The organism is Streptomyces flavusporus (genome assembly GCF_046267975.1).
Classification (GTDB): Bacteria; Actinomycetota; Actinomycetes; order Streptomycetales; family Streptomycetaceae; genus Streptomyces; species Streptomyces flavusporus.
The window spans coordinates 6,817,062-6,843,433 of sequence record NZ_CP176503.1; the positions used below are offsets into that span (position 1 = coordinate 6,817,062).

The 26,372-nt window shown below is 68.8% G+C and carries 26 protein-coding genes and 3 pseudogenes; 13 read left to right on the forward strand and 16 right to left on the reverse strand.

From position 1 onward, the window contains the following. Nucleotides 1–69: 69 nt before the first annotated feature. The 4 genes and pseudogenes from ACKTSN_RS32220 to ACKTSN_RS32235 all read left to right on the forward strand — a co-directional run. Nucleotides 70–687, forward strand: a pseudogene (locus ACKTSN_RS32220) (arabinan endo-1,5-alpha-L-arabinosidase); the annotation flags it as partial. A gap of 80 nt (nucleotides 688–767) precedes the next feature. Further along, complete coding sequence (locus tag ACKTSN_RS32225) at nucleotides 768–2,285, forward strand: alpha-N-arabinofuranosidase (RefSeq protein WP_409472324.1); 1,518 nt, start codon at nucleotides 768–770, stop codon at nucleotides 2,283–2,285. A gap of 995 nt (nucleotides 2,286–3,280) precedes the next feature. Continuing rightward, a complete protein-coding gene (locus tag ACKTSN_RS32230) occupies nucleotides 3,281–3,985 on the forward strand; it encodes an FAD-dependent oxidoreductase (protein WP_409472325.1) in 705 nt (234 codons plus the stop codon). 267 nt (nucleotides 3,986–4,252) lie between these two features. Beyond that, nucleotides 4,253–5,149: an RNA polymerase sigma-70 factor gene (locus tag ACKTSN_RS32235; RefSeq protein WP_409472326.1), complete on the forward strand. Its 897-nt coding sequence runs from the start codon at nucleotides 4,253–4,255 to the stop codon at nucleotides 5,147–5,149. On the opposite strand, the gene ACKTSN_RS32240 is transcribed toward ACKTSN_RS32235, so the two are convergent. The 3 genes from ACKTSN_RS32240 to ACKTSN_RS32250 are packed head-to-tail and all read right to left on the reverse strand — an operon-like array spanning nucleotide 5,136 to nucleotide 6,452. Continuing rightward, a complete protein-coding gene (locus ACKTSN_RS32240) occupies nucleotides 5,136–5,381 on the reverse strand; it encodes a hypothetical protein (protein ID WP_409472327.1) in 246 nt (81 codons plus the stop codon). The two genes, ACKTSN_RS32235 and ACKTSN_RS32240, sit on opposite strands and share 14 nt — an antisense overlap. Before the next feature lie 52 nt (nucleotides 5,382–5,433). Beyond that, the gene (locus tag ACKTSN_RS32245; protein WP_409472328.1) at nucleotides 5,434–5,622 is read right to left on the reverse strand and encodes a DUF397 domain-containing protein; all 189 of its coding nucleotides are present in this window, start codon (nucleotides 5,620–5,622) and stop codon (nucleotides 5,434–5,436) included. Further along, entirely contained in the window at nucleotides 5,619–6,452 is an 834-nt protein-coding gene (locus ACKTSN_RS32250) for a helix-turn-helix domain-containing protein (protein WP_409472329.1), read from the reverse strand. The genes ACKTSN_RS32245 and ACKTSN_RS32250 overlap by 4 nt, the downstream gene beginning before the upstream one ends. A 130-nt stretch (nucleotides 6,453–6,582) precedes the next feature. Between ACKTSN_RS32250 and ACKTSN_RS32255 the strand changes: the two genes are divergently transcribed. Then, the gene (locus ACKTSN_RS32255; protein WP_409472330.1) at nucleotides 6,583–7,071 is read left to right on the forward strand and encodes an ATP-binding protein; all 489 of its coding nucleotides are present in this window, start codon (nucleotides 6,583–6,585) and stop codon (nucleotides 7,069–7,071) included. A gap of 406 nt (nucleotides 7,072–7,477) precedes the next feature. Continuing rightward, nucleotides 7,478–8,023, forward strand: a complete 546-nt coding sequence (locus ACKTSN_RS32260) for a 2'-5' RNA ligase family protein (protein WP_409472331.1) — start codon at nucleotides 7,478–7,480, stop codon at nucleotides 8,021–8,023. A gap of 563 nt (nucleotides 8,024–8,586) precedes the next feature. Here the strand turns inward: ACKTSN_RS32260 and ACKTSN_RS32265 are convergent. Beyond that, entirely contained in the window at nucleotides 8,587–9,711 is a 1,125-nt protein-coding gene (locus tag ACKTSN_RS32265) for a hypothetical protein (RefSeq protein WP_409472332.1), read from the reverse strand. 156 nt (nucleotides 9,712–9,867) lie between these two features. On the opposite strand from ACKTSN_RS32265, the gene ACKTSN_RS32270 reads away from it, so the two are divergent. After that, the gene (locus tag ACKTSN_RS32270; protein ID WP_409472333.1) at nucleotides 9,868–10,194 is read left to right on the forward strand and encodes a hypothetical protein; all 327 of its coding nucleotides are present in this window, start codon (nucleotides 9,868–9,870) and stop codon (nucleotides 10,192–10,194) included. A gap of 124 nt (nucleotides 10,195–10,318) precedes the next feature. On the opposite strand, the gene ACKTSN_RS32275 is transcribed toward ACKTSN_RS32270, so the two are convergent. Beyond that, nucleotides 10,319–10,840 carry a DUF2690 domain-containing protein gene (locus ACKTSN_RS32275; RefSeq protein ID WP_409472334.1) on the reverse strand — a complete coding sequence of 174 codons (522 nt, stop codon included), beginning with the start codon at nucleotides 10,838–10,840 and terminating at the stop codon, nucleotides 10,319–10,321. Between the two features lie 315 nt (nucleotides 10,841–11,155). Here ACKTSN_RS32275 and ACKTSN_RS32280 point away from each other — a divergent pair, with 315 nt between their 5' ends. Together ACKTSN_RS32280 and ACKTSN_RS32285 are read left to right on the forward strand one after the other, a co-directional pair. Then, nucleotides 11,156–11,584, forward strand: a complete 429-nt coding sequence (locus tag ACKTSN_RS32280; RefSeq protein WP_409472335.1) for a hypothetical protein — start codon at nucleotides 11,156–11,158, stop codon at nucleotides 11,582–11,584. A gap of 203 nt (nucleotides 11,585–11,787) precedes the next feature. Then, on the forward strand, nucleotides 11,788–12,447 hold the full coding sequence (locus tag ACKTSN_RS32285; RefSeq protein ID WP_409472336.1) for a hypothetical protein: 660 nt from the start codon (nucleotides 11,788–11,790) through the stop codon (nucleotides 12,445–12,447). Here the strand turns inward: ACKTSN_RS32285 and ACKTSN_RS32290 are convergent. Continuing rightward, nucleotides 12,398–12,688, reverse strand: a complete 291-nt coding sequence (locus ACKTSN_RS32290) for a hypothetical protein (RefSeq protein WP_409472337.1) — start codon at nucleotides 12,686–12,688, stop codon at nucleotides 12,398–12,400. The two genes, ACKTSN_RS32285 and ACKTSN_RS32290, sit on opposite strands and share 50 nt — an antisense overlap. On the opposite strand from ACKTSN_RS32290, the gene ACKTSN_RS32295 reads away from it, so the two are divergent. Further along, on the forward strand, nucleotides 12,666–12,806 hold the full coding sequence (locus tag ACKTSN_RS32295) for a hypothetical protein (protein ID WP_409475134.1): 141 nt from the start codon (nucleotides 12,666–12,668) through the stop codon (nucleotides 12,804–12,806). The two genes, ACKTSN_RS32290 and ACKTSN_RS32295, sit on opposite strands and share 23 nt — an antisense overlap. Continuing rightward, nucleotides 12,797–13,234 carry an ATP-binding protein gene (locus ACKTSN_RS32300; protein ID WP_409474976.1) on the forward strand — a complete coding sequence of 146 codons (438 nt, stop codon included), beginning with the start codon at nucleotides 12,797–12,799 and terminating at the stop codon, nucleotides 13,232–13,234. Before ACKTSN_RS32295 ends, ACKTSN_RS32300 begins: the two co-directional genes overlap by 10 nt. Here the strand turns inward: ACKTSN_RS32300 and ACKTSN_RS32305 are convergent. Next, the gene (locus ACKTSN_RS32305) at nucleotides 13,186–14,004 is read right to left on the reverse strand and encodes a transferase (protein ID WP_409472338.1); all 819 of its coding nucleotides are present in this window, start codon (nucleotides 14,002–14,004) and stop codon (nucleotides 13,186–13,188) included. The genes ACKTSN_RS32300 and ACKTSN_RS32305 overlap by 49 nt on opposite strands. An 8-nt stretch (nucleotides 14,005–14,012) precedes the next feature. Then, nucleotides 14,013–15,278 (reverse strand): glycosyltransferase family 4 protein, encoded by a 1,266-nt coding sequence (locus tag ACKTSN_RS32310; protein WP_409472339.1) that lies wholly within the window; start codon nucleotides 15,276–15,278, stop codon nucleotides 14,013–14,015. A gap of 193 nt (nucleotides 15,279–15,471) precedes the next feature. On the opposite strand from ACKTSN_RS32310, the pseudogene ACKTSN_RS32315 reads away from it, so the two are divergent. Together ACKTSN_RS32315 and ACKTSN_RS32320 are read left to right on the forward strand one after the other, a co-directional pair. Then, nucleotides 15,472–15,675, forward strand: a pseudogene (locus tag ACKTSN_RS32315) (arabinan endo-1,5-alpha-L-arabinosidase); the annotation flags it as partial. After that, nucleotides 15,675–15,787: pseudogene (locus tag ACKTSN_RS32320) on the forward strand (RICIN domain-containing protein); the annotation flags it as partial. The pseudogenes ACKTSN_RS32315 and ACKTSN_RS32320, both read left to right, overlap by 1 nt. Before the next feature lie 13 nt (nucleotides 15,788–15,800). Here ACKTSN_RS32320 and ACKTSN_RS32325 read toward each other — a convergent pair. The 8 genes from ACKTSN_RS32325 to ACKTSN_RS32360 all read right to left on the reverse strand — a co-directional run bounded on the left by ACKTSN_RS32325 (nucleotide 15,801) and on the right by ACKTSN_RS32360 (nucleotide 26,333). Beyond that, nucleotides 15,801–17,504, reverse strand: coding sequence for a pyridoxal phosphate-dependent aminotransferase (locus ACKTSN_RS32325; RefSeq protein ID WP_409472340.1), 1,704 nt, complete (start codon nucleotides 17,502–17,504; stop codon nucleotides 15,801–15,803). Nucleotides 17,505–17,810: 306 nt separating this feature from the next. After that, nucleotides 17,811–18,959, reverse strand: a complete 1,149-nt coding sequence (locus ACKTSN_RS32330; RefSeq protein ID WP_409472341.1) for an aldose epimerase family protein — start codon at nucleotides 18,957–18,959, stop codon at nucleotides 17,811–17,813. Nucleotides 18,960–19,013: 54 nt separating this feature from the next. Then, nucleotides 19,014–20,258, reverse strand: coding sequence for a multiple monosaccharide ABC transporter permease (gene mmsB, locus ACKTSN_RS32335; RefSeq protein ID WP_409472342.1), 1,245 nt, complete (start codon nucleotides 20,256–20,258; stop codon nucleotides 19,014–19,016). After that, nucleotides 20,255–21,805: a multiple monosaccharide ABC transporter ATP-binding protein gene (gene mmsA / locus ACKTSN_RS32340; protein WP_409472343.1), complete on the reverse strand. Its 1,551-nt coding sequence runs from the start codon at nucleotides 21,803–21,805 to the stop codon at nucleotides 20,255–20,257. The genes mmsB and mmsA overlap by 4 nt, the downstream gene beginning before the upstream one ends. A gap of 36 nt (nucleotides 21,806–21,841) precedes the next feature. Further along, nucleotides 21,842–22,951: a multiple monosaccharide ABC transporter substrate-binding protein gene (chvE, locus tag ACKTSN_RS32345; RefSeq protein ID WP_409472344.1), complete on the reverse strand. Its 1,110-nt coding sequence runs from the start codon at nucleotides 22,949–22,951 to the stop codon at nucleotides 21,842–21,844. A gap of 139 nt (nucleotides 22,952–23,090) precedes the next feature. Continuing rightward, on the reverse strand, nucleotides 23,091–24,059 hold the full coding sequence (locus ACKTSN_RS32350; RefSeq protein ID WP_409472345.1) for a hypothetical protein: 969 nt from the start codon (nucleotides 24,057–24,059) through the stop codon (nucleotides 23,091–23,093). Between the two features lie 112 nt (nucleotides 24,060–24,171). Further along, nucleotides 24,172–25,185 carry a zinc-dependent alcohol dehydrogenase gene (locus ACKTSN_RS32355; RefSeq protein ID WP_409474977.1) on the reverse strand — a complete coding sequence of 338 codons (1,014 nt, stop codon included), beginning with the start codon at nucleotides 25,183–25,185 and terminating at the stop codon, nucleotides 24,172–24,174. Next, nucleotides 25,176–26,333, reverse strand: a complete 1,158-nt coding sequence (locus ACKTSN_RS32360) for a mandelate racemase/muconate lactonizing enzyme family protein (protein WP_409472346.1) — start codon at nucleotides 26,331–26,333, stop codon at nucleotides 25,176–25,178. Before ACKTSN_RS32360 ends, ACKTSN_RS32355 begins: the two co-directional genes overlap by 10 nt. Nucleotides 26,334–26,372 lie beyond the last annotated feature (39 nt).

Below are 26,372 nucleotides of genomic sequence, written 5' to 3' on the forward strand. Positions count from 1 at the left end.
GCCTGAACCGCAGGCAACTTCTGGCCGCGGCAGGCGGATTGGCGGTCGCGGGCAGCTTCGGCTTCGCGGCGCAGCAACCACTCCGCGATCGGCGTGGCGACGTCCCGCTCGGGCCTGCCGGGCACCTGGACGGACCACGGCAAGGTGTTCACCTCCGAGAAGACCGACTCCTGGAACGCCATCGACCCGGCGATCATCAGGGCCGACGGCAAGCTGTGGATGGCGTTCGGCTCGTACTGGACGGGCATCCGGATGGTCCAGCTGGACCCGGAGACCGGCAAGGCGCTGGAGGGAGCCACGGTCCACCACCTGGCGACGAGGCCGGACGCGCCGTACGCCGTCGAGGGGCCGTACATCGTGAAGCACGGCCGCTACTACTACCTGTTCGCGTCCTACGACCAGTGCTGCGCGGGCGTGAACTCGACGTACAAGGTCAGAGTTGGAAGGTCGACTTCGGTGACCGGCCCGTACGTCGACAGCACGGGTAAACCGATGCTGGAGGGCGGTGGCAACCTGCTGCTGGAGGGCCACGGCCGCTATCTCGGAACGGGCGGCGAGTCGATCTTCCGAGCCAAGGGCCACGACTGGCTGGCGTACCACTACTACGACGCAGAGGACGAAGGCACCCCCAAGCCGGGCCTGAACCAACTGCACTGGAAAAAGAACGGCTGGCCAACCGCCGTTTAGGGGCGCGGGGAACTGCGCGACAAGCCCCCACGCACCCGCAGCCGCCAACGAACAAGAATCACCCCTTTGGAAAGGCGAACATGCAAAAGACGGCCCGCTTCACCCTCGACCCCGCCTTCACCACCGGCGAGGTCAACCCCCGTCTATTCGGGTCCTTCGTCGAACACCTCGGCCGCTGCGTCTACACCGGCATCTTCGAACCGGACCACCCCACGGCCGACGACAAGGGCCTGCGCCAGGACGTCCTGGACCTGGTCCGCGAACTCGGCGTCACAGCCATCCGCTACCCCGGCGGCAACTTCGTCTCGGGCTACAAGTGGGAGGACTCGGTAGGCCCAGCCGAAGACCGACCTCGCCGCCTCGACCTCGCTTGGCACTCGACGGAGTCCAACCGCTTCGGCCTCTCCGAGTACATCGACTTCCTCCGCAAGGTCGGCCCCCAGGCCGAGCCCATGATGGCGGTCAACCTCGGCACACGCGGCGTCGCCGAAGCCCTCGAACTCCAGGAGTACGCCAACCATCCCGAGGGCACCGCCCTGTCCGACCTCCGTGTCACCCACGGCGACAAGGACCCCTTCGGCATCCGCCTCTGGTGCCTCGGCAACGAGATGGACGGCCCCTGGCAGACCGGTCACAAGACGGCCGAGGAGTACGGCCGTATCGCCGCCGAGACGGCCCGCGCGATGCGCCAGCAGGACCCGAAGGTCGAACTCGTCGCCTGCGGCTCCTCCGGCCAGAGCATGCCCACCTTCGCCGAGTGGGAGGCGACGGTCCTCAAGGAGACGTACGACCTCGTCGACTACATCTCGCTGCACGCCTACTACTGGCCGGAGGACGGCGACGTCGACTCCTTCCTCGCCTCCGCCGTCGACATGGAGTCCTTCATCGAGAACGTTGTCGCGACCTGCGACCACATCGGCGCTCGCCTCAAGTCCAAGAAGAAGATCAACCTCTCCTTCGACGAGTGGAACGTCTGGTACCTGCGCGAGTGGGAGGAGCACGCGCAGGCGATCGAGCAGAACGACTGGCCCGAGGCTCCGCGCCTCCTTGAGGACAACTACAGCGTCATGGACGCGGTCGTCTTCGGCTCGCTCCTCATCGCGCTGCTGCGGCACGCCGACCGCGTCACCGTCGCCTGCCTCGCGCAACTCGTCAACGTCATCGCGCCGATCATGACCGAGCCCGGCGGCCCGGCCTGGCGGCAGACGACGTTCTTCCCGTTCGCCCAGGCCTCGAAGTACGGCCGCGGTCAGGTCCTGGACGTCCGCGTGGACTCCCCGACGTACGAGACGAAGAAGTACGGCGAGGCCGACCTGCTGCACGCCACCGCCGTGCGCGCCGAGGACGGCACGGTCACCGTCTTCGCGGTCAACCGCAGCCGGACCGAAGCGCTGCCGCTCGAAGTCGCCCTGAACAGGCTGGACTTGACGTCCGTCGTCGAGCACAGTGCCCTCGCCGACGCCGACCCGGACGCCCGCAACACCCTCACCGAGCCGGAGCGCGTCACCCCGCACTCGGTCGACGGCACGACCCTCCGGGACGGCCGCCTGAACGCCGTACTGGAGCCGCTGTCCTGGAACGTGATCCGCCTCGCCTGATCCGGACCGGACAAAGCCGACGGAGCCGCCGGAGGACATCTCACCCTCCGGCGGCTCCACCGTGCTCATCCCAGGAGAACTCGTAGCGATTGCGCTCCCGGTCGAACGTGACGCCGATGTCGACGCCATCGATGCTGCCCGCCCCTTCCCTCCAGCCATCCCGGCACGGGCAACAACGCATGCACCTCGGCCCACTCCGCGTGGGTCATGTCCGACGGATACCGGCGATCGCGCTCCGCTCGGTCGGACGCATTCCCGTACGCGTGAGTCAGACAGTCACGCGTCCGGTGGGCCGCGTTGGACTCTGCCGACGCGAGGGCGTACAACTGCGGCAGCAGGGCCTCCTGGTGCTCGTGGCTTCGACAACCTCCGAGCTACCGAGAGGCCCTGACTCTATGCACGAGACCCTCAGCGATCACCCGATCGAGACATCCGTTCGGTCAGTAAGTCCCTTGATCGGTACGACAACGGCTTCTCACACTGACGCGACGTCGGCAAACCTTTCCGAGTGACATGAGACCGGGCGCAGGCCGACAGCCATAGACGGAAGGCGAGTCGAGCTGCGGTGCCGGAGTATCCGTGAGCAGGCTCGCGTGCCGGGCGAGCCGTCGGCCTTCATCCAGCTCGTTCAGCTCCGCCGGCTACGGCGGTGGCCTCAAGCAGGCCGCCCTGCGGCCTGTCGGCGGTGGCCTCTGATGACCGTCTGAGCACTCATGCCCGACTGCCGCCCGAGGAAAGGGACGGCGTTCCGTTGTGTCCGGTGTGCGCTACGTCTCATCCGCGGGCTGTTACGGCAGAGGGGTGGCTGGTGTCTTGATGCCGAGTCCACGACATGGGGAGAGATGATGAGCGGGAACGCCGAGCGCGGTGGTTGCTGGCGGCGGGGACGGGGGCGTGACGGCGGGCCGGCAGCCTGGCTCGGCGCGATGGTGTGCCGGTGACCGTGGTTCGGGGCCGGCCCGACCGGCCTGGAGACCGCCGCCGAGCTGGCGGAGGTGGGCCGCAAGGTCACCCTGGTCTGCGGCAAGGTGCTCGGCCCCTCCCTGCACGCCCGAGTCCGCCGCCCGGTCGCCCGCCGGCTCGCCAAGCTGGGTGTGACCTTCCTCGAAGGACCCGGTACCAAGGTGGCGGAAGTGACACGCGACGGCGTACGGCTCGACGACGGCCGCGAGCTGCCCAGCGCGGTGACGATCTGGACCGCGGGATTCCGTATCCCGGACCTGGCCGCCCGCAGCGGGCTGCGCACCAACGCCGAAGGCCGTCTGGTCATCGACACGACGCTGACCAGTGTGGACGACGAGCGCATCATTGCCGCTGGGGACGCGGGAGTGATGCCGGACCACCCGTTCCGGCTGAGCTGCCAGGCCGCCACGCAGCTGGGCCCGGCGGCCGCCGCCACGATCCTGCGCCGGATCGCGGGGAAGAAAGCCTCTCCCGTCCGGATGTTCTTCGCCGGGCAGTGCCTCAGCCTCGGCCGGAAGGGGGGCGTGACCCAGTTCTCCTACCCGAACGACAAGGTGAACGCGCTCAGCATCAGCGGGCGGACCGGTGCCGGCGTCAAGGAGATCGCCTGCGTGTTCACCCTCAACAAGTTGGTGTCCGGGGCACGCAAGGCCAGTTCCCGCGGATCCCACGGCGACAGCACCGACCGCGTGGTAACGCCTCAGCCGGAACACCCCACGACGCCGTCCAACACCTGACGCGCGGGCCAGCCGCCAAGACCCTTCCTTCGGCCGGACCGACCGGTCCGGCCCGAGAAGGACCGAGCCGGAGTGACAAGCACACAACGCCGCGGCCTCGTAGGCCGTGGCCGGGCTCCGGGGCGCCAGTCCCACAGCCCGCCCATCCCACGTGGCCTGATCAGTGGGGAGGCTGCTGCCGACAACCCCGTCATCGGACCGGGTACATGTTCTTTACGGCCTGCTTCCGGCACATGGGGCCAACCACGAGAGAGTGAAGCGCACGACATGAACGACCACGTCACCGACCCCGCGACCGAGGCCTTCGTCGCCCACCGCGACCTGTTGTTCACCGTCGCCTACGAGATGCTCGGATCGGCGGCGGACACCGAGGACGTTCTCCAGGAGGCCTGGCTGCGGTGGGTCAATGTCGACCTGGCGCAGGTGCGGGACCAGCGCGCCTACCTGGTACGGATCACGACCCGGCAAGCACTCAACCGGCTACGCACCCTCAAACGGCGCAAGGAGGCCTACGTAGGCCCCTGGCTGCCTGAGCCCCTGCTCACCGCGCCGGACGTGGCCGAGGACGTCGAACTGTCCGAGAACCTGTCGCTGGCACTCATGTTCATCCTCGAAACCCTCTCACCGACCGAACGCGCCGTCTTCGTGCTGCGCGAGGTCTTCGACATCGGCTACGAGGACATCGCGGCCGCAATCGACAAGAGCCCCGCCGCCACACGCCAGATCGCCTACCGCGCCCGCCAACGCGTCGACGCCCGCCGGCCGCGCACATCGGTTTCCCCGGAAGAAACCCGGGCAGCGTTGAATTCGTTCCAGTCCGCGCTCGAAACCGGGGACCTGCACGGGCTGCTCGACGTACTCGCCCCGGACGTTGTTTTCGTCAGCGACGGCGGCGGCCTCAAGCTGGCGGCCCTGCGGCCGGTCGTCGGCGCCGACAAGGTGCTCCGTTACATGGCCGGCAGTGTCGAAAAGGCCGGCGGCACCTTCACCAGTGAGCCCACGACGGTCAACGGCAACCCCGGACTCATCCTGCGCGTGGACGGCGTGATCGACGGCGTGCTGGCCTTCCGCGTGGAGAACGCCCGCGTCACGGGTCTCTACTACGTCCGCAACCCCGAAAAGCTCACCCGCGTTGAGTCCGAAACCCCCCTCACCTCCCGCTGACCGTCTCCCCGCGACACGGCCGACCGAGGTGCGCGGTAGCGCAGGCGTCGAGCAGTCTCACGCTGCCGGTGAGTACGTCGTCCGCATGGCCGGCGAACGCATCCGCGACCAGGAGCCAGGACGTGGCGTGGTGGCCCACCTCGGCCAGCAGCGGGTGTTCGGCGAGCAGGACCGTCTCCTGCACGTTGTTGTCCGAGTCTCCCTGGACCGCGCCGAACACGTCTGCGACCACCGCCGCCTCGGCCAGCGCGACGGCTGTTGGCTGGTTTGACGCTCAGGTTCCTTCAAGTTGCGTGTGTCGCAAGGGAGATGAAGTTCATCCAAGCGTCAGGGGTGACTGTGAGGTGGGGACCCTGTTTGTTCTTGGAGTCGCGGATGTGGATGGTGGTGGGGGAGGGGGCGACCTCGACGCAGTCGTCGCCGGAGCCGCTGCTGTAGCTGCTCTTGAACCAGGCCAGTTCAGTGATGCTCATAAGTCTCCTCGCATGCGCTGCAACAGGCTCACGGAGTCTTTGATGGTGAGAGCCTGTGAGCGCATCCTGGCATATCGCATCTGGAGCACGCTGACCACCTTTGGGTCAGCGATGAGCTGGCCGCTTTCCTGCCCCTCGCAGTAGGCGAACCACTTGTTCTCCGGCGTCTCCAGCAACCGCATGGGGCCGTGCAGCCCCGCGTGGGTCTCTTGCACCTGTGGCATGACCTGAATCTCGACGTTCCGCAACTCCGCGATCTCCAGCACATGGTCGATCAGCTCGCGCGTGACCTCCACCCCACCCGTGCGCCGCAGGAACAGCCCCTCCTCCAGGATGAAGCCGAAGGCGGTGTTGGGTCGCTCCCGAAGTAACCGTTGCCGCTCCGCCCGAGCGATCCACTGCGCCTCGATCTGCTCGTCGTCGAGAGGCGGCAGCTGGTTGGTGAACAGCGTCCGGGCATAAGCCTCCGTCTGCAACAGCCCTGGAATCAACCGGCATTCGTACGTGTACAGCGTGATCGCGGTCGCCTCCAACCGCGCCCACCGCCGAAACCACGCCGCCAGCCCCGGTTGCCGAGCCAGATGCTGTGCCGCCCGTTGCAACGCCCCCGTATTCCCGAGCACTGCCTCCGATCGCTCCGCGAACGTCGGATCCGGCATCCGCCGCCCCAACTCCACTGAAGCCACCGTGTGTTTGGAGAGGCCCACCCGGTCACCGAACTCCTCCCGGCTCAACCCGGCATGCTCCCGCAATGCCTGTACGACCGCCCCGAACGTCCGCAGACTGTCCGACGACTCCGGTTCGCCACTCGTACCCAGCGCATCGACCACTGACGGTCACCTCCCGTGCCCATGGTCACGGCTGGTGATGAGTACTGTCCACCCCGTAACCGCGTACGCTCCCGCAGCGTACGCGGCGCCGACCTGGAGAAGTGCGGTGCTCGGGCGCCAGATTGAGCGCATGACAGCACTTCCCGCCTCCCAGAACCCGGTTACCGTACGTGTGTTCAGCCAGCGGCTCAGCTCAACGCCGCGCGGCGCCAGACTCGCCCGGTATCTGGCGCTGGAGCAGCTCCGCGCGTGGGGCCTCCCGCATGGCACGGACGCGTCCGACAGAGCGGCGCTGATCGTCGCGGAACTCGCCGCCAATGCCGTGACCCACGGTCGTGTCCCCGGCCGGGACTTCGAGCTGCGCCTCGTCCTCGTGACGGGCAGCGTCCGTATCGAAGTCACCGACACCCACACCGGGGCACTTCCGCCTGGACCGCGTGACGTACGGTCGTCCGCGCCGCTCGACGACTCCGGCCGCGGGCTCCTTCTCGTCGACGCGCTCGCCGACCGGTGGGAGGTGATGGACCGCGAACCACCGCCAGGAAAGACCGTACGTGCCGAGATCGACGTGCCGGGATGGCTGTCCCTCCTCGGCGCCGGCGACCGCCGGAGGAGGTGACGTGACGGGGTGGCAGATGCCGTACTGCCGACGAGTGGCCGTGGGGGCCGCCCGCTTCCTGGCCAGTGTCGTGCTTCCACGACCCGAGTAAAGGGCGCTACGCCTCCGGCTCCGCGTCGCCTTCGGCGATGGCCCTCCGGGCCACCCTTGACTCGGCTCGCTCCAGCACGAGTGAGAAGCGAGCGAGCGGCCCGGAAAGGCGGGTGGCCCAGGCCGACATCCCCTTGCGCCGCTTGGGATGTGGGTCGGCGGAGTGGGCGCATCCGCGTCTCGCCGGCACGCCGGGTCTGCTCAGCGGCTTGCGGGCCGGTGGGTGGTGGCTTCGACACTGCTCGGGCCCCATGGCGCTTGGCATGGTGGTGATAACCGGGTCGCTGCCGATCATGCCCGCTGATAGACAGATGCGATGGCGGATGACGACTCCCATGGGTTCCAGGCAGGGCAGTCGGGGCTGGTCGTGAGGGTCCCGGAGGCGGAGCCTGCTGTGCGTGCGTGGCGTGACCGGCTTGACCCCTCGGCCCGTGCCGGTGTCCCGGCCCATGTCACCGTGCTCTTCCCGTTTCTCGACGCCAGCCGGATCGACCCGGGTGTCTGCGCTGCGATCGGTGAGGTGCTCGGCCGGCATCAGTCCTTCGAGGCACGGTTCGAGCACTGCGGGCGGTTCCCCGGGGTGCTGTATCTCGCCCCAGAACCGGACGGCCCGTTCCGGTGCCTCACCGAGGCGATCGTCGAGCGGTGGCCGGAAAGCCCGCCGTCCGGCGGGCAGTTCGATGGTGTTGTCCCGCATCTGACCGTCGCCCAGGGCCAGGCGAGGCTGTCGTGGACGAGGCCGAGGCCGAGTTGCTCAGCAGTCTTCCCGTCGTCGCGCAGGTCTCGTCGGTCGACTTGCTGGTCCACGACGGAACGTGGTGGCGGCAGGGGGCCTCTTTCCCGCTGCGATAGGCCAGCTTGAACGGGTCAGCCGCGACGAACGCGGTGTGAGCTCGGTGGTTCGGGCCTCGCGGGGAGTCACTGGGTGACTCACGCAGTGATTGGCGGATGTGTGCCATCCTGCGGCCCTCCGTTCCTGGGTGCTCGTCCGGGCAGGTGGCACACATCCGCCAATCAGCCCCTTCCATCCCGCATCCCGCGTCGATGAATGCGCCCACCGGCGCAAGGCCGCCGAGCAGACTCAGCGGTGCCCGGGCCGTGCTGACGGCGCCCTGCCGTGTCCACAGGAGTGGTGTAGCGGCTGAGAATGCAACACATCCGCCAGATGTGTTGCACCTGCGGATCCCCCTACCGGTGGGCGACCGCCGTACACCGCGTCAGCGGACGCGGCCTCCTGGGGCCGCGCAGCCGCCTGGCCGGTCGGGCGGCGCCATCCATCCGCCATCCGTCGCAGGCAGTTGAGCAATACGCTCGACGACCCCGAGCGGGTCACCCCGCACCTGGTCGAGGGCACAGCCCTCCAGGACGGCCGGCTGACCGCCGTCCTGGAGCCGCTGTCCTGGAACGTGATCCGGCTGGTGTGGTTCAGCGCTCGATCCGGACCTGGGCGGGCGGATAGGGGGAGGAGGACGTCGTACCGACTCCCCAATAGCCGCCCGCACCAGGCACGGACACCAGGGAGTTGATCACTACAGGAGCCGACGAGGCGGCACCGCGCTCACTCACCCAGGCCGCCCCGTCCCACCGCAGGTGATGCGCCCGGTTCTGGTCCCAGAAATCCCAGCCGGAAACACGGTCGGGCAGTCCCCGCTCGTCGCCCACGATCCCGGTGAGCATGCCGACGGTGAAGGGCGCGGTGACGCTCCGCCAGGTGCTGCCGTCCCCGTGGAGGAGGGTGACGCCGGGGGGTTTGCCGGGCGGGCCGCCGACTCCGTAGTCGTAGCCGGTGAGCCAGATGTCGTCGTCGGCGACCGGGAGCAGTCCGGTGACGGTGGCGCGAATGCCCTGGTAGGCGGGGAGCTCGGTCCACGCGGTGCCGTTCCAGCGGGCGACGATTCCGGTGCCGTAGACCCAGACGTTGCCGTCGGGGGTCACCCGGACGCCCGACGGCGTGGCCGCGGCCCCGCTCGGTGGTGCCGCCACCCACCACCAGCCGCCTCGCCCGCCGCGCAGCAGCACCGAGCCGTCGCTGTTACGGCCGGAGCACCAGGCCTGCCCGTCGGGGTCCACCGCGACTCCGGTGAGGACAGTTCCGGCCTGCCCCCGCCCCGGGAAGTCGGCCTCCTGCCAGGTGCGCCCGTCCCAGGCGAGCAGGTGCGCGGCACCGGAGGCGTCGGTGCCGACCGCCCAGGCGGAGCGGGCGCAGGTGCCGGCGACGGAGTGCAGGGAGCCGCCGAAGCCGAGGTGGGCGAGGCCGACGCGGGTCCATGTCCCGCCGTCCCACGCGAGGGCCAGCGGCGTGCCTCGGGTACTGCCGTTGCGCCCCTCCTCGCCCACGGCCCAGGCGAGGTCGGGCCCGGCGGCGGCCACGTCGATCAGTTGGGCGGCGGGAGTGCAGTCGGGTGCGGTGACCGCCTGCCAGTCATGGGGCTCCGCGGCGTCCAGGTCCGCCGCACTCGCCGTACCGCTGCTTGTGGAGGCGAGCCCGAGCCCGACCGCCCCGGCACCGAGCACGCCCCCTAATCCGCTCAGAAAGCTCCGTCTTCGCATGACCTTCCCCCTCATCCTCAGCGTTCCTCACGGGCTAACACCGTGAACCAGCCCGCTCAAGAAGGCAATGCAGGGGGACGTGCCTCTCCTTCCGGGGCCTGCCGAAGGGCAACCTGGGGCAAGCCGCTGCGCCGCCGTTTCCTGTCCCCCCTCGGCTTGTTCGCCGGCTTCCTGTTCTCGCACGGCTCGCAGGGCATCGACTTCGTGTGGGTGGCCGCCTTTCTCCTCGGCGGCCTCGTCGCTGCCCCGATCGCGGCATGGCTGGTCCGCCTGCTGCCACCGAGGGGCACGCTGAGGTCGGACTCGGTGGTGATGCTGTTCGACGCGAAGGACGGATGGCCAGATACGCCCGCGCTCCTGCGGCTCTACGTCGAGGACGCCGACGTCAACCACCGGAAGGCGCCGACGACCGGGGCGCTCGGCGTGACAGAAACGACGGAACTGTACTTCGGTGACCTCGGGGGCCGGGTCCGCGACCCGTAGGGCAACATCCGGTGGATTCGGACTCCCCTGCGCGACGTCCTCCGCGAGGAGATGTCGTCCCTCACCCATCAGCCCGACAACCTTGCCGCCACGCACTACGTCCAGACCAGCCTTGACCAGGAAATCAGCCGACACCGGACGTAGGCAGATCAGCTTCGTCGGCACCGACAGTGAGTACATGGCCCGTCGGCACGTCACGGGCGGCGGTCGCGTTGACCGCGAGCGCTGTCGCCTGCGCAGTGAACTTTTCCGGTACCGAGAGCATGTGCGTGTACTTGGTGTGGCCGGTCAGTACCTTTGCTTGCTGGCGCCGGTTCGGCGACGTCCGGATCTCGACTGTGTCTCCGACCTCCGCGCCGGTCAGCTTTCCCCATACCGTCCCGCAGCGAGGACTGAAGCGGATCTCCACGTGCATGGTGCCGGCCCAGTCCTCGGCCACGGTGACTGCCCCGTCCCCGCACCCCGTGACCTTGGGGTCGAGCCCGTCGCAACCCTCACCCGAACAGGTCGGCGCTGCCGCGGTCTTGAAGGTCGCCTCGCTCGACGGGCGCGCGGAGTCCGCGACCGGCGGTGAGCCGTTATTCGTACCGCCGCCGTCGATCACGGCGGTCAGCAGCACCGACAACACCGCGCCCACCGCGGTCACCAACACAGACCCGATGAGTGTCTGGGGTCCGTGGTCGCGTGCCCAGGCGGCCGCGCGCCCGAACCAGGAGCCAGCCGTGCGGCGGTCTGAACGTACGTCGCCTCTGTCGCCGTCCGGTAACGCGGCACCACTGTTGTCTGCCATGGGTTACCCTCCTTCTCCCGTTGGCGTGGGCAGCGAGTTTTCCCGTGGCTCCCCTCGGCCACGCGTGTCATCCCAACATCTCCTCATTCGCTCCAAGTGGCTTACGCAGGCAGCCAGTTGTTGCCCTAGGATGGCGCCCCTGCCGGATCGTTCAAGTCAGAAGGAGCGGCTGTGGATGCCGAGTTGTTGGCCCTCGCGTCGGCTGCGGGGACAGCGGTGGTGACCGCCCTTACCACCGACTTATGGGAGCGCGCTCAGACGTCGGTCGGAGCTTTGTGGCGGCGCGCATTTCCCGAACGGGCCGCCACTGTGGAGGCGGACCTGATGGACACCCGGACGCTCCTGCTCGCCACCCGCGAACGAGAAGGGAGCGACACCGACACCGAGGAAACATCCGCGGAAGAATGGCGCCTGCGCTTCCGCCGGTTGCTGGCTGTGCGCCCGGAGCTGGCGGAGGAACTGCGCCGCATGCTGGCCGAAGATCTGGCTCCGGCGTCGGCGCCGCAGCCGCGGGGCAACACCACTGTCTTCAATGCGGCACCCACCGGTCACGGACGCGTGTACCAGGCGGCCGGGAACATGAGCATCAACGAGCGATGACCGGACAGTCACCGCCTCCGCCGGACCGGTCGGCCGGTCCTCAGGATCCCTCCCGAACATCGTCCACGTCCTTCACGGCGACCCCCGCGGACAGGGCCCGCACCTACCAGACCGGCCGCGACCAGACCATCCATGAGCACCACCATTACCCGCCTCCGGCGGCAACTGGTCCGGCCCGGAGTCAGGGGCCCGTCAAGTCCGGCGTGACCTGGTTGCTGGTGGCCGCCGTGATCCTCGCCCTGGGCGCCGTCGTTGGCGTGGAGATGTGGGACCGACAGAGAAAGTCGGAGGCCGATCCCACCGTCGACGCAGGCCTGTCCGCAACGGCGTCGACCAGCGCGTCGCCCACCGTCTCCTCGCCGAGCCCTTCGCCCAGCGTGGTGCCCTCAGTGTCCGAAGTGGCGTCCGGCGCGCCGGACGAGCCTTTGAGTACCGCCGAGCCGGGCCCACCGGCCAATCCAGCGGCAGCCAACTGTCGTCCTTGGGCAACGACGTCAACCGCCCCAGGTGTGGAGGTGCGCTCGTGCGCTCGTTTTGTCGGCGACCGCCTGTACATCATCGGTGAGTGGCGCACCACGTCGGGCTCGGAGCTTGTGAATGTCTACCTCTGGCTGGAGGACGCCGCCGGCCAGGTGGTGGTCTACCCCGGTCCGCAGTACCCGAACGGCATGGGTTTCCACTCAATGCCGGCTTGGCCTGAGCCGCAGCAGACACCGCAGTGGCGGGAGGTGGAGGTCAGCCAAGGCCTGGTACACGGTGAGAGGTACCAAGTGTGCGTCTACGTGACCGAGGAGGACGCTACACCCCCCAAGATCAGCAACCCTGAGACGAAGGGGATCCAGTACGGCATCCGGTACCCCTGAACGAGAGCAGGCGTTCGACGTCGGACCCATCGTCCCTAGGATCCCGGCGCGTTGCGGCGCCTGCGTCGTCGTAGATCGTGTCTTGGGCGAGCGTGGTACGGGTGACGGCGTTCGTCAGCGTGCCGGAGTACTCGCCGAGCGTGTCGGCGTGCCACAGCTCGACCAGCGCGTTGGGGATCGGACCGCCGGTGCCGTCGTCCACGGCAGTGAGCGTCAGCGTGAGCGGGACGCCTGTCCTCACTGATGTCGGAGCGGACGTACGCTCCGTCCAGGTAGTAGGGGCCTTCGGCCATCTCCTTCGTGAGTTGCAGACGGCCGTGGCAGCCGTGGAGGCCGTCTCGCCCGGCACCTGGTCCTGAACCAGCTGCACGTCTGGGGCGTCCCGCACGGCTGTGACGCCTCCGACGCCATCGCCGTGATCGTCGCCGAACTGGCTGCGAACGCCGTGATCCACGGCCGCGTTCCCGGCCGGGACTTCGAACTGCGGCTGTCCCTGGTCGCGGGAAGCGTACGCATAGAGGTCACCGACACCCGCACGGAGCCACGTCCGCCGGATCCGGATGCCGTACGGACACCGGAGCCGCTCGAGGAATCCGGGCGCGGTCTCGCACTCGTCGCCGCGCTGGCCGCCCGTTGGGAGGTACCGGACCGCGAACCACCGCCAGGAAAGACGGTGCGCGCCGAGGTGGACGTGCCCGGGTGGCTCTCCCTGGTCCGGTGGGCGCAGTCGGCGGCACCTCAACCGGCCTTCGTCACCTCCACGGAGAGGTCGTTGTCGACGGTGTAGTAGGGGCGCAGGACGGCACCGCCGAGCGTGACCGCCGGGTGGACGAAGACCTCCTTGCGGTCTGCCAGGTCGTCGAGAAGACGGGCGACCCGGATGAGAGGCGCCTGCGCCGCAGGCCGCACGAAGACGTCCCAGACGCCGTTCCCGGCGTCCGTCCCGGCGGTCAACTCCCCGTAGTCGACCGTGAAGGAGAAGCTTCGGCCGTCGTGTGCGGGCCGTGGCTCCAGGGAGCGCACGGTGTCGCTGCCGCCCCGCAGGCGCAGGTGCACGGCGGCTCCCTCCTGGAACGAGGCGCCGTGCAGACGGGCGCCGACCGTCATCGACCGGTCCGTGACGTCGATGCCGTCGACCTCCGCGTGAGCGGGGCGCAGCCAGGCCCGTAGTGCGAGGTACCCGTCCTTGGTGACGTAGGGAATCCGGACGGCCAGCGGTGACTGCCGGTCGCGGAGGTGTCCGTCGACCAGGGCCCGCAGGTCACGCAGTCCCGGGCGCAGACGCTGCCGCTCGGATCCCGGTTCCCGGAGCAGGTACACGTCCCACCGGCCATCCTCGAGAAGGGGGTGTGGGTCCAGGACGGCGCGCAGGCGACCGTCGTCGCCGGGTGCCAGGTCGAGGACGTGCACGGTCTTCTCGGGCCGGCCCTTCTTCGGGCGCAGCCGGAGCAGCACCTGCGGCCCTGCGGTCGGCAGTGGCGGCAGGTCGAACGTGATCCGGCCGTCCGCCTCGACCACGCAGCCGACGCGTGGATCCACACTCTGTTCCGTGCTCATCTCCGTGTTCATCGCTGTCCCTTCCGTACCATGCGCAGCGCCCTGCCGGCCGAGGCGAACGCGGCGTCGCGGGCGGCAAAGCCCTGGCTGACCAGGGCGCGGTGCATGCGGGCGCGTTCCTGTACGACGGGTCGCCCCGCCCTTCTCGCCGAGACCGCCTCCGTGAACAGCCGCTCGGCCTGCTCGACCACGGGGCCGGGAGCGAACCGCCGCGCGTTCTCCAACGCCGCACGGCCCATGCGGCGGCGCCCCTCGTCGTCACGGACAAGGTCCAGCAGGGCCGCGCCCAGCGCGTCACGGTCCCCGACCGGCACCAGTCGGCCGTCGACCCCGTCTTCGATGATTTCGCCGGGTCCGTAGGGGCAGTCGGTGCTCACCACCGGCAGTCCGCAGCGCATCGCCTCGACGATCGTCATGCCGAACGGCTCGAAGTTGGAGGCGGCCGCACCGATCGAGCCCTTGACCCACTCTCCCTCCATGGGGGCCGCCGCACCCATCAGGAAGACGTTGTTCCACAGGCGGAGGTCCATGATGAGCTGCCGCAGCCGATCGTGCTCCTCACCCTTGCCGTAGATGCGCAGCTGCCAGTCCGGGTGTTCGGCGGCGACCATGGCGAAGGCCTCGATGAGCAGGTCGTAACGTTTCACCGGGACCAGTCGGCCGGCCGCGACGACCACCTTCGCCGAGCCGTCGACGGCCGGCAGCACGGGATCCGGCACGCTGTTCGGGAGGGCCTCCACCCGGACCCCGGGCAGCCACATCTTGCGCCGGTAGGCGGCGGCGTCCGCCTCGGTCACCGTGGTCAGCGCGTCGAGTCGGCGGTAGGCCCGGCGCAGCGTGGTGCGCAGCCGGGGCGGATGGTTGTCCAGGGTGAGGTGCTCCTGTCCGATACGGACGACATGCTCCGGAGCCTGGAGGGCGAGGTGGACGTTCAGCCCCGGCCGGGTGCCGATCACCACGTCGGCGTCGATCGTGGCGAGGCACTCGGCGATCCGCTGGTCGGTCAGCTCGCTGTACTGCCCGTACCGGTACTCGGCGCGGGGGAACACCCCCGCCGGTCTCAGATGCAGCGGATGGTTCTTCTCCTGCCGCAGGTCCACGAGCGGCCTGAGCGACACCCTCGGGTCCAGGGTGAAGTTCGGGTGCTCCCGGTGCCGTAGCACGGAGACGATCTCCACCTCGTGCCGCTCGGCCAGTGCGTGGGCCAGGTTGAAGGTGGTGGTGATCGTGCCTCCGATTCCGTAGGCGTTGTGGAGCAGGAAAGAGATCTTCATGGCGGGCTAGACCATGACAACTCACCGACGGTTGCCGCCCGTTACCACTTCGTAGTGCGCCCGCTGTGACTGCGCGGACCGTTGACGCGCAAGTGGTTCGATTCTACGGCCCGTCCGTACTTGCGATCGCTGTTCGAAATCACGGACGTACGGACGCTCTGTTCCAACGCCCCCACCCGCAAGGAGGATCCGCGTGAGCCGCACCTCCCGAACGACCAGAACCGCACTCCTCGCCCTCCCTGCCGCCGTCCTGCTCGCCCTGCTGCCGTCCACGGCATCGGCGTACCCGAACCCCGGACGGGTCACCGGCTCCGTCGTCACCCACGACCCGACGATGATCCGCACCTCGTCCGGGCAGTACCTGTTCTACGCCACCGGCGGAGGCATCGCCACCAAGCCACCGGCAAGGTCGCCGACGTCGCCAACTGCTCGACGGCGGACGGGCCGACGTACGCCAGTGGACGTGGCTGAACAACGCCTGCCAGCAGTGGCGGCTGACTCCGGCCTGACCTGGCGGGCCGCCTACCCCGCCTGGCCCATCCCGGCCGGGTTCGGCCAGCTGGTCGCGCCCGGCCAGCCGGTCGCCGGGGCCGTCGCCAGACCGGCGGGGGCGCCGGTGCCCGTGGTGCCCCGCACCTGGGCGGCGGTGAGGCCACCACGGGCCGGGACGCCGGGCGGGGTGAGGCCCGACGGCTGCTGGGGTACCGCCTGGGCCACCGCGGGCTGCGGGATCGCCTGCGGTGGCCCAGGCTGCGGAATCGCGGGCTGAGGGACGGGCTGTGGCGCCGCCGGCTGCGGGACCGCCTGCGGCGCCGTCGGCTGCGGGAACGTCTGTGCCGCTGCCGGTTGCGGGAACGTCTGTGCCGCGGCCGGCATCGGCATCCCCGCCCCGCCGGTCTGTGCCGCGGCCGGCATCGGCATGCCGGTGCCGGCGGGCGGGGCGGCTGCCAGGCCCGGCCCACCGGCACCGACCGCACCGACGGCGCCGACGGCCTGAGCGGCAAGGCCTTGCATACCGGCGCCATTGGTGGCACTGACGAGCCGGTCCACCGCCGCCGTACCCGAGCTGTAGCTGGTCCCGGTGCCCAGCTCGGGCACGGCGGCTCCCCTCCTGGTCCCGTAGAGCACCTGTTCCAGGCCGGACACCAGGCGACGCACATCCACCTGGGGGCGCACCACGAGCCGCAGGAAGCGGCTGGAGGATCCGATCTTGTTGCCGCACTCACGGACCAGGATCCGGTGCTCGGTCAGCATCCGGTCCCGGACCACGGTGCCTTCGGCGCCCACGGGGAGGCGCACGAAGAGGAAATTGCCCTGGGACGGGTAAACCGTCAGGCCGGGCAGCGCGGCCAGCTGGCCGGCCATGTCCAGCCGGTCCCGTCGCACCTGCTGGAGGCTCTGCGCGTACTCCTGGCCGTGTTCCTTCAGCATGAACACCACATGCTCGGCGAAGGAGTTGAGGTTCCACTTGGGCAGCATGGAGCGGACGCGACCCGCGAGAGCCGGGTTGGCGGCCAGGTAGCCGAAGCGGATGCCGTGCAGGCCGAAGTTCTTGCCGAGGCTGCGCAGCACGATGACGTTGGGCCGGATCATCGCCTCCTGCACGACGCTGGGTTCGGCCTCGGCGTCGGCGAACTCCAGGAACGACTCGTCGATCACGACCAGGTCCCGGTCCGCCATCGCGTCCATGAACTGCACGACCGCGTGCTTGTGCAGGTAGCCGCCGTCGGGGTTGTTGGGGTTGCACAGGACGGCGACCCGGGTGCCGCGGGCCCGGATGAACTCGGCGTACTGCGCCAGGTCCAGGGCGAAGCCGCTGGACTCCTGGAGCGGGAACATGTCGACCCGCTTGCCGGTCTCCATCGGCTGGTCGGTCCAGCGGCCGAAGGTGGGGACGGGGATGGCGAGGGACTCGCGGACGAGGAGGTGGTCGATCCAGGTGATCAGCTCGGTCGAGCCGTTGCCCATCGCCACGCACTGCGGCGGAAGCTGGAGCAGGCTGCACAGTTCGGCGGTGATGGTGTCGGCGCTGCTCGGGTAGTACGTGATGATGTCCCGCAGCCTGCTCGCCATCTCGTCGAACATGGCCGGGGTGGGGAAGTAGGGGTTGCAGGGGATGCAGAAGTCCGCCGGGCCGGCCTCGTCGCCGCCCTCCCGCGTCAGCGCCGCCATGGAGGGGCTGTGCGCCGCAGTGCTGCGGAACAGCGAGGTGACGTTGTCAGCCATGGAACCTCCGTATGAGGCGGGCCCGGTGGGGACGATCGGGTCCGTCGTCTGGGTGGCCCGCGCGGGGGAGCGCGGGCCACCCATTCATACGGATGCGGCTGTGACGCCGTTCAACTGGTTTGAATCCTCTCCCTCGCGAGGGAGATTCCTGGCTCACGCCGCCTGGCAGGCCAACGACCCGTCAGGTCTTCCGCGATCAGCACCAGCCGGGTTGAAACCAGCCCGGAAACAGCAGCTGTCATCGTGCACTGACACCGACATATGCTTGGTTCTCGCTACACACCGGAGTCATTTGGTCACACAGTATCACGCGCCGAACGAATGGATGGTTGTCGACCGGTAGGTCTGCCCCGGCCGCAGCACCGTCGACGGGAACGACGGGTGGTTCGGCGAGTCCGGGTAGTGCTGGGTCTCCAGGCACAGCCCGTCGCCCTGCCGGTAGACGGTCCCGCCGGTGCCGACGAGGGAGCCGTCCAGGAAGTTGCCGGAGTAGAACTGCAGGCCCGGCTCGGTGGTCGCGATCTTCAGGGTGCGGCCGGAGGACGGGTCCCGGAGGGTGGCGATGTGCTCGGGGCGGGCCGTGATGCCCTTGTCGAGGACCCAGTTGTGGTCCAGGCCCTTGCCGTACAGCAGCTGCTGGTGCGCGACGCGGATGTCCTCGCCGACGGTCTTGGTGCGGCGGAAGTCGAAGGGGGTGCCCGCGACCTTGGCCAGTTCGCCCGTGGGGATCAGCCCCGAGTCGACCGGCGTGTAGCGGGCGGCGGCGATGGACAGCTCGTGGTCGTAGATCGTGCCGCTCGACTCGCCGGCCAGGTTCCAGTAGACGTGGCTGGTGAGGTTGACGACCGTGGCCTTGTCGGTGGTGGCCTCGTAGTCGATGCGCCAGTCGCCGTGCCGGGTGAGCGTGTACGTGACCTTCGACTTGAGCGTGCCCGGGTAGCCCATCTCGCCGTCGACGCTCGTGTGGTACAGGTACAGGCCGACGTCGGAGCCCTTGGTGAACGGCTCGATGTCCCACACCCGCTTGTCGAAGCCCTGCGCTCCGCCGTGCAGGCTGTTGTCGCCGTCGTTGACGGACAGCTGGTAGGCCTTGCCGTCCAGGGTGAACTTGCCCTTGGCGATGCGGTTGCCGTAGCGGCCGATCAGCGCGCCGAAGTACGGGCTGGAGGAGACGTAGTCCTCGATGTTGTCGAAGCCCAGCGACACGTTGGTGTAGCGGCCACGCCGGTCGGGGATCTCCAGGGACTGGACGATGCCGCCGTAGGACAGGACCTTCAGGCGGGTGCCGCCGTTCTCCAGCGACCAGCTGTAGACCTTGGTTCCGTCGGCGAGCTTGCCGAAGAGCGACTTCACCGGCGTCCTGCCTCCCGTGGCGTGTGCCGTGCCGCCGAGCGTGGTGGCGGCTATGCCCGCCGCCGCGGCTCCCGCGATGACCGTGCGTCTGTTCAGTTCCATGTGCGGCTCCTGCATAAGGAGGGGGCCCCGCTTTCCGGCGGGGCCCCAGGTGACTTACGAACCGACCTTGCGCTTGTTCCACACGTCGAACCCGACCGCCGCGAGCAGTACCAGGCCCTTGATGACCTGCTGCCAGTCCGTGCCGATGCCGACGAGGTTCATGCCGTTGTTCAGCACGCCCAGGACCAGACCGCCGATGATCGCGCCGAGCACGGTGCCGACACCGCCGCTCATCGACGCGCCACCGATGAACGAGGCCGCGATCGCCTCCAGCTCGAAGTTCAGGCCGGCCTTGGGCGAGGCCGCGTTGAAGCGGGCGGCGAAGACCAGACCCGCCAGGGCCGCGAGCATGCCCATGTTCACGAAGATCAGGAAGGTGACCTTCTTGTCCTTCACACCCGACAGCTTGGCCGCGGGCAGGTTGCCGCCGATCGCGTAGATGTGGCGACCGATGATCGCGTTGCGCATGACGTAGCCGAAGCCGACGAGCAGCACGCCCAGGATGAGCAGCACGATCGGTGCGCCCTTGTAGCTGGCCAGCAGCAGCGTCAGCGTGAGGATGGCGGCGCCGATCGCGACCAGCTTCAGCAGGAACAGGTTGAAGGGCGGGACGTCCAGGGAGAACTCCTGCTGCCGGCGGCGGTCGCGGAACTCCTGGAAGACCACGAACGCGATCATCCCGAAGCCCAGCAGCAGGGTGAGGTTGTGGTAGTTCGTGTTCGGACCGACCTCGGGCAGGAAGCCGTTGGCGACCTTCTGCAGACCCTCCGGGAGCGGGCCGAGGGTCTGGCCCTCGAGGAAGATCTCGGTCAGACCGCGGAAGATCAGCATGCCCGCGAGGGTCACGATGAACGACGGTATGCCGCCGTAGGCGATGAAGAATCCTTGTGCCGCGCCCGCGACCGCGCCCATGGCGAGGCAGAGGATGACGGCGACCGGCCATGGCAGGTCGTTCTTGACCATGAAGACGGCGGCCATCGAGCCGATGAACGCTGTCAGTGATCCGACCGACAGGTCGATGTGGCCCGCGATGATGACCAGCATCATGCCGATCGCGAGGATCAGGATGTAGCTGTTCTGCAGCACCAGGTTGGAGACGTTGCGCGGCAGCAGCAGGTCGCCGTCGGTCCACACGGCGAACAGCGCCACGATCAGGCCGAGGGCGATCAGCATGCCGTACTGCCGCATGTTGCGGCGCATGCCGTCCAGCACCAGCTGGAGCAGGCCGTCGCCCGCGGTCCCTCCGCTCTTGCCCGGCGGCGCGGGGGCCGGGGTCTTGGCGGTCACATCCGTGCTCATCGGGTTACCTCTTTGTCCTTAGTCATCTGACGCATCAGCGATTCCTGCGAGGCCTCGGCCCGCGAGAACTCACCGGTCAGCCGCCCCGCGGCCATCGTGTAGATGCGGTCACACATGCCGAGCAGCTCCGGCAGCTCGGAGGAGATGAAGACGACCGCCTTGCCCTGGGCGGCCAGCTGGTCGATGACCGTGTAGATCTCGTACTTGGCGCCGACGTCGATGCCGCGCGTCGGCTCGTCCAGGATCAGCACGTCCGGACCCGCGAAGATCCACTTGCTGAGGACGACCTTCTGCTGATTGCCGCCGGACAGCTTGCCCACCGGCTCGAAGACGGTCGGCGCCTTGATGTTCATGGACTTGCGGAAGCCCTCGGCGACCTTCCGCTCCTCGTGCTCGTCGACCACGCCCCGCTTGGCGACCTTGCCCAGCGCGCTGAGCGAGATGTTGCGGTTGATGGTGTCGATGAGGTTCAGGCCGTAGTGCTTGCGGTCCTCGGTGACGTACGCGATGCCGTGCTTGACCGCCTCGGGGACGGTCTTCGTACGGATCTCCCTGCCGTCCTTGAGGACCGTGCCGTCCGCGTAACGGCCGTAGGTACGCCCGAAGACGCTCATTGCGAGCTCGGTGCGCCCGGCGCCCATGAGGCCCGCGATGCCGACGATCTCGCCGCGCCTCACCTGGAGCGACACGTCGTCGACGACCTTGCGCTGCTGGTCGATCGGGTGGTGCACGGTCCAGTTGCGGATCTCCAGGGCGGGCGCGGCGCCCTCCTCCGGCTCGTGCGGGGTGCGCTCCGGGAAGCGGTGCTCCAGGTCGCGGCCGACCATGCCGCTGATGATCCGGTCCTCGGTGGTCTCCGGGGCCTTCACATCGAGCGTCTCGATGGTCTGGCCGTCGCGGATGATCGTCACCGAGTCGGCGACCTTGCGGATCTCGTTGAGCTTGTGGGAGATGATGATCGAGGTGATGCCCTGCTTCTTCAACTCCAGGATCAGATCCAGGAGTTTGCCGCTGTCCTCGTCGTTCAGGGCCGCGGTCGGCTCATCCAGGATGAGCAGCTTCACCTTCTTCGACAGCGCCTTCGCGATCTCCACGAGCTGCTGCTTGCCCACGCCGATGTCGGCGACGCGGGTGTCGGGGTGGTCGTCGAGACCGACCCGCCGCAGCAGGTCGGTGGCGTGCCGCAGGGTCTCCCGCCAGTCGATGAACCCGCCCTTGGCGTGCTCGTTGCCGAGGAAGATGTTCTCCGCGAGGGAGAGGTACGGCGACAGCGCCAGCTCCTGGTGGATGATGACGATGCCGCGCTGCTCGCTCGCCCGGATGTCCTTGAACTCGCAGACCTCACCCTCGAAGAAGATGTCCCCTTCGTAGGTGCCGTGCGGGTGGACGCCGGAGAGGACCTTCATCAGGGTCGACTTACCGGCGCCGTTCTCCCCGCAGATGGCGTGGACCTCGCCCTGCTGGACGGTCAGCGTGACGTCCGACAGCGCCTTGACGCCGGGAAAGGTCTTGACGATCGAGCGCATTTCCAGGACGGGTCCCGCCATGGTCGTGCCTTCCAATCAGAGTGTGCCGGCGGTTGGTTAGAGGTCGCTTTCCTTGATGTAGCCGGAGTCGACGACCGTCTCCTTGTAGTTGGTCTTGTCGACGCTGACCGGCTCGAGCAGGTAGGCCGGGACGACCTTGGAGCCGTTGTCGTAGGTCTTCTCGTCGTTGACCTCGGGCTTCTTGTCGTTGAGCGCCGCGTCGACCATGCTCGAGGCCACCTTGGCGAGTTCGCGGGTGTCCTTGTACACGGTCATCGACTGCTCGTCGGCGATGATCGACTTCACCGAGGCGACCTCGGCGTCCTGACCGGTGACGATCGGCCACGGCTTGCTCTTGGAGCCGTAGTCGTCCGACCTCAGCGACGAGAGGATGCCGATGGAGATGCCGTCGTACGGCGAGAGCACCGCGTCGACCTTGTCGGACTTGTATGCCGACGTCAGGATTTCGTCCATGCGGTTCTGGGCCTTGCCGCCGTCCCAGCGCAGGGTGGTGACCTGGTTGAGCTTGGTCTGGCCGGACTTGACGACGAGCTGCTTCTTGTCGATGTACGGCTGCAGGACGTTCATCGCGCCCTGGAAGAAGTAGCGGGTGTTGTTGTCGTCGTTGGAGCCGGCGAACAGCTCGATGTTGAACGGGCCCTTCTCGGAGCCGTCCTTCAGGCCGAGCTTCTCGACGATGTAGTTGCCCTGGAGCTCGCCGACCTTCTCGTTGTCGAAGGAGGCGTAGTAGTCGACGTTCTCCGTGCCGAGGATGAGGCGGTCGTAGGAGATCACCGGGATGTTGGCGTCCTTGGCCTGCTGGAGGACGTTGTTCATCGACTTGTTGTCGATGGCCGCGACGATCAGGGCGCGCACGCCCTGCGTGATCAGGTTCTCGATCTGCGAGACCTGCTGGTCGGGGTCGTCCTCGCCGTAGACCAGCTTGGTCTTGTAGCCCTTGGACTCCAGGTCCTTCTTGACGTTGTTGCCGTCGGCGATCCAGCGCTCGGAGGACTTGGTCGGCATCGAGATGCCGATGGTGGCGCCCTCGGCGCTGCCCTTGTCCTCCTCGCTGCCGCCCTCGCTGCTCTGGCCGCAGGCGGTCAGGGTGAGGGCGAGGGAGGCCGCTGCGGCTATGGCGGAAAGTGCGGCTCGGCGGTTGCGCATGGTCATCTTCCTTGATGTCTCAGCCCGGCTGGGAATGGGTGTGCGGCAACGCTGGGATTGGTCCGCGGGGACCGTGTGAACAGTGTGTGGGATTCTGTTTGGCTGCGTCGTCTTCTGTGAAGAGGGGACGCCGAAACCTTTATGAATATGTTTCGAACCGCTTGAGATCGCCGGGCAGGCGCGAGCCCAGCGGGGCCATGTCCCCGTCGGCCCCGTGCCGGGCGAGCAGGTCCAGGGCCAGCCGGCCACGGCGCACGCGCTCCTTGGCGGTGGCCAGGGTGACCTCCCGCAGGTGGTGGCCGTACGGGTAGATCGCGGGGGCCTTGGACAGGCCGAACTTCAGGTAGAGCGGTGCACCGCGCCGGATCAGCTCGGCGACCTCGTACATCCGCACATAGCCGCCGAGGTCGTCGGGGGCCTCGATGTACATGTCCATGGGGGCGCCGGACACCCGGCGGATCTCGGTGAGGTGATCCAGCGTCAGATCACTGGGCACGTTGATGGAGTCGGCGCCGAGGCGCTCGTACACCGCGAACGAGGCCGGGTTGACCGGCCCGACCAGCGCGGACACCTTCAGCGTGGTGTCGGCCGGGATGATCCCGGCCTCGCGCGCCCGGTGCAGCGTCCACAGCACACCCTCGTCGGCGACGAGCAGGCACTTCACGCCCAGCTCCGTGGCCCGTACGGCGTCCTCGACGCAGCCGGCGACGGCGTCGTGCCCGCGGGCCCTGAGGCCGCCGCCGCGGGAGTCGGTGCGGGTCGAGCCGCCGATGTCCCAGGTGCCGCGCGGGCCGGTGAACAGGCAGAGCTCGATGTCCCGTTCGCCGGTGGCCTCGACCATCTCGGTGATCTCGGCGTCGGTCAGCATCCACACGCCGCTGCCCTGGCTGATCCGGTGGATCGGTACGTCGAGCCGCGAGGACTCCTTGAGTACGACCGCCAGCGCCTCGGGCCCCTCGCAGGAGGGGATCTCGGTGCGCCAGCGGCCACCGCCCGGGAAGCTGTGCGGCGAGGCGTCGGCGGGGTCGAGGGCGGGCACGCCCAGGCCGAGCTGGGTGAGCGCCTGCTCACCGGGCCTGCGGGCTGCCGTGGCGGAAGCGTCGGTCACAAGCTGTCCTTCGTGTTCGAAATATCGGACGGAGTCCGGGGCTCTGGGTAGGGGAAGCTCTGGGAGTACGCCGGTACGGCGGCCGTCAGGTCGCCCCCGTACCGGCGTACGGCTAGGGGCGGAGCAGCACCTTGCCGACCTTCGGATCGCCGGCTCCCACCAGCTCGATGGCCTGCGGGAACTCGGTGAGCGGCAGCTCGTGGGTGACCAGCGGCACCGGGTCGAGCAACCCGGCGCCGAACACCCGCACCGTGTGCGCCCAGGCGTCCGGCGGCGCGCCGAAGACGGTGTGCACCTCCAGCTGCCGTACGACCAGATCCGTCGGGTCCAGACCGTCGGCGCCCGGCGCCGGGATCCCCGTCAGGACCAGCCGGCCGCCGCGCCGCAGCAGGGCGGCCGCGGTGCGGGCGGCGTCGGCGGAGCCGGCCGTCTCGATCACCACGTCGAAGTCGCCGGGGAGTTCCTCGTCCTTCGTGCGGAACTCGGTCGCGCCGAACTCCCTGGACAGGGCCGCACGGTCCGGACGGGTGCCGACGACCAGCAGCTCGGCCGGGGAGGCGGCGCGCAGGAACTGCACCGCGAACATCCCGAGCGTGCCGGTGCCGACGACGGCCACCTTCTCGCCCGGCAGGGCATTGGCCTTCAGGGCCGCCGCCGCGATACAGGCGGCCGGCTCCAGCAGGGCCGCCGCCGTCAGGTCGGCGTCGTCCGGCAGGATGTGCAGGAGGCGGGCCGGAAGGGTGAGGGTGGTGGCCATCGCCCCCGGCTGGGTGAACCCGGTCTCCTCGTAGCCGTCCGTGCACAGCGTGGTCTCACCGGCGTGGCAGCGATCGCACACCTGGCAGTTGCGGAAGCCCTCACCGACGACTTTGCGGCCCACGAGTGACCCGGGGACTCCGGCGCCCACGGCCTCCACCGTGCCGGACCACTCGTGGCCGGGGGTGAGCGGGTACCGGACGTATCCCTCGGGCCGGTTGCCCTGGTAGACCTCGCGGTCGCTGCCGCAGATGCCGACGGCGTGGACGCGGACGAGGGCCTCGCCGGGGCCGGGGTCGCGCGGCTCGTGCTCGACGAGCCGGTGCACGCCCGGCGCTTCGATGACGACGGCGGTGGCGGTCACTTGGATTCCTTCGGCTTGCGCTGCTCCCAGCCCTCGGCCCACAGGTCGAACCGGGCCTGCTGCTGCGGGAACTCGGCGGCGGCGTCGGTGTCGAGCTCGACGCCGAGGCCGGGGGCGTCGGAGAGGTGGAAGTACCCGTCGATCACCTGGGGCGCGCCCTTGACGACCTTCTTGATCTCCGCGTCGGCGAAGTCGTTGAAGTGCTCCAGGATCTTGAAGTTCGGGGAGGTGAAGCCGACCTGGAGGGACGCGGCGGTGAGGACGGAGCCGCCGACGTTGTGCGGGGCGACGAGCATGTAGTGGGTCTCGGCGGTGGCGGCCAGCTTCCGTGTCTCCCAGATGCCGCCGATGTGACCGACGTCGGGCTGGATGATGTCGACGGCCTGGCTCTCGAAGAGCTCGCGGAACTCGATGCGGTCGTGGATGCGCTCACCGGTCGCGACCGGGATGTCCACCTTGGCGGCGACCTTCTCCAGCGCCTTCAGGTTCTCCGGCGGGCAGGGCTCCTCCAGCCAGGCGGGCTTGAAGGGAGCGAGCTCCTTGGCCAGCCGGACGGCGGTGGCGGGCGAGAACCGGCCGTGCATCTCGAGCATCAGCTCGGCCTCCGGGCCGATGGCGTCCCGCACGGCCTCGATCAGCGACACGGCGTACAGGGTCTGCTCGTGGTCGAGCTCGAAGTGCCCGGTGCCGAAGGGGTCGATCTTGAGCGCCTTGTACCCGCGCTCCATGACCCCCTGGGCGGCCTTGTGGTACGCCTCCGGGGTCCGCTCGGTGGTGTACCAGCCGTTGGCGTACGCCTTGACCTTGTCGGTGACCTTGCCGCCCAGGAGCTGCCAGACGGGCACCCCGAGGGCCTTGCCCTTGATGTCCCAGCAGGCCATCTCGATGACGGCGATACCGGACATGACGATCTCGCCGGCCCGCCCGTAGTCGCCGTACTTCATCCTGCGGACGAGGTCCTCGACAGCGAACGGGTCGGAACCGAGAATGTGGTTGGCCTCGGCCTCCCGCAGATAGCCGATCAACGCGTCGGTGTGGCCCAGCATCCGGGTCTCGCCGACTCCGGTGACCCCCTCGTCGGTGTGCACCTGTACGTAGGTCAGGTTGCGCCACGGCGTCCCGACCACGTGTGTGCTGATTCCGGTGATGCGCACGGCAGTTGCCCCTCGTGAACGTCGGCTCTGTTCGGTATT

Excerpts from the sequence above, each read along its gene's own strand:
- ACKTSN_RS32225 (WP_409472324.1), top strand. The coding sequence starts at position 768 with ATGCAAAAGACGGCCCGCTTCACCCTCGACCCCGCCTTCACCACCGGC.
- ACKTSN_RS32235 (WP_409472326.1), top strand. The coding sequence starts at position 4,253 with ATGAACGACCACGTCACCGACCCCGCGACCGAGGCCTTCGTCGCCCAC.
- ACKTSN_RS32245 (WP_409472328.1), bottom strand. The coding sequence starts at position 5,622 with ATGAGCATCACTGAACTGGCCTGGTTCAAGAGCAGCTACAGCAGCGGC.
- ACKTSN_RS32255 (WP_409472330.1), top strand. The coding sequence starts at position 6,583 with ATGACAGCACTTCCCGCCTCCCAGAACCCGGTTACCGTACGTGTGTTC.
- ACKTSN_RS32260 (WP_409472331.1), top strand. The coding sequence starts at position 7,478 with ATGGCGGATGACGACTCCCATGGGTTCCAGGCAGGGCAGTCGGGGCTG.
- ACKTSN_RS32265 (WP_409472332.1), bottom strand. The coding sequence starts at position 9,711 with ATGCGAAGACGGAGCTTTCTGAGCGGATTAGGGGGCGTGCTCGGTGCC.
- ACKTSN_RS32305 (WP_409472338.1), bottom strand. The coding sequence starts at position 14,004 with ATGAGCACGGAACAGAGTGTGGATCCACGCGTCGGCTGCGTGGTCGAG.
- ACKTSN_RS32310 (WP_409472339.1), bottom strand. The coding sequence starts at position 15,278 with ATGAAGATCTCTTTCCTGCTCCACAACGCCTACGGAATCGGAGGCACG.
- ACKTSN_RS32325 (WP_409472340.1), bottom strand. The coding sequence starts at position 17,504 with ATGGCTGACAACGTCACCTCGCTGTTCCGCAGCACTGCGGCGCACAGC.
- ACKTSN_RS32330 (WP_409472341.1), bottom strand. The coding sequence starts at position 18,959 with ATGGAACTGAACAGACGCACGGTCATCGCGGGAGCCGCGGCGGCGGGC.
- mmsB (WP_409472342.1), bottom strand. The coding sequence starts at position 20,258 with ATGAGCACGGATGTGACCGCCAAGACCCCGGCCCCCGCGCCGCCGGGC.
- mmsA (WP_409472343.1), bottom strand. The coding sequence starts at position 21,805 with ATGGCGGGACCCGTCCTGGAAATGCGCTCGATCGTCAAGACCTTTCCC.
- chvE (WP_409472344.1), bottom strand. The coding sequence starts at position 22,951 with ATGCGCAACCGCCGAGCCGCACTTTCCGCCATAGCCGCAGCGGCCTCC.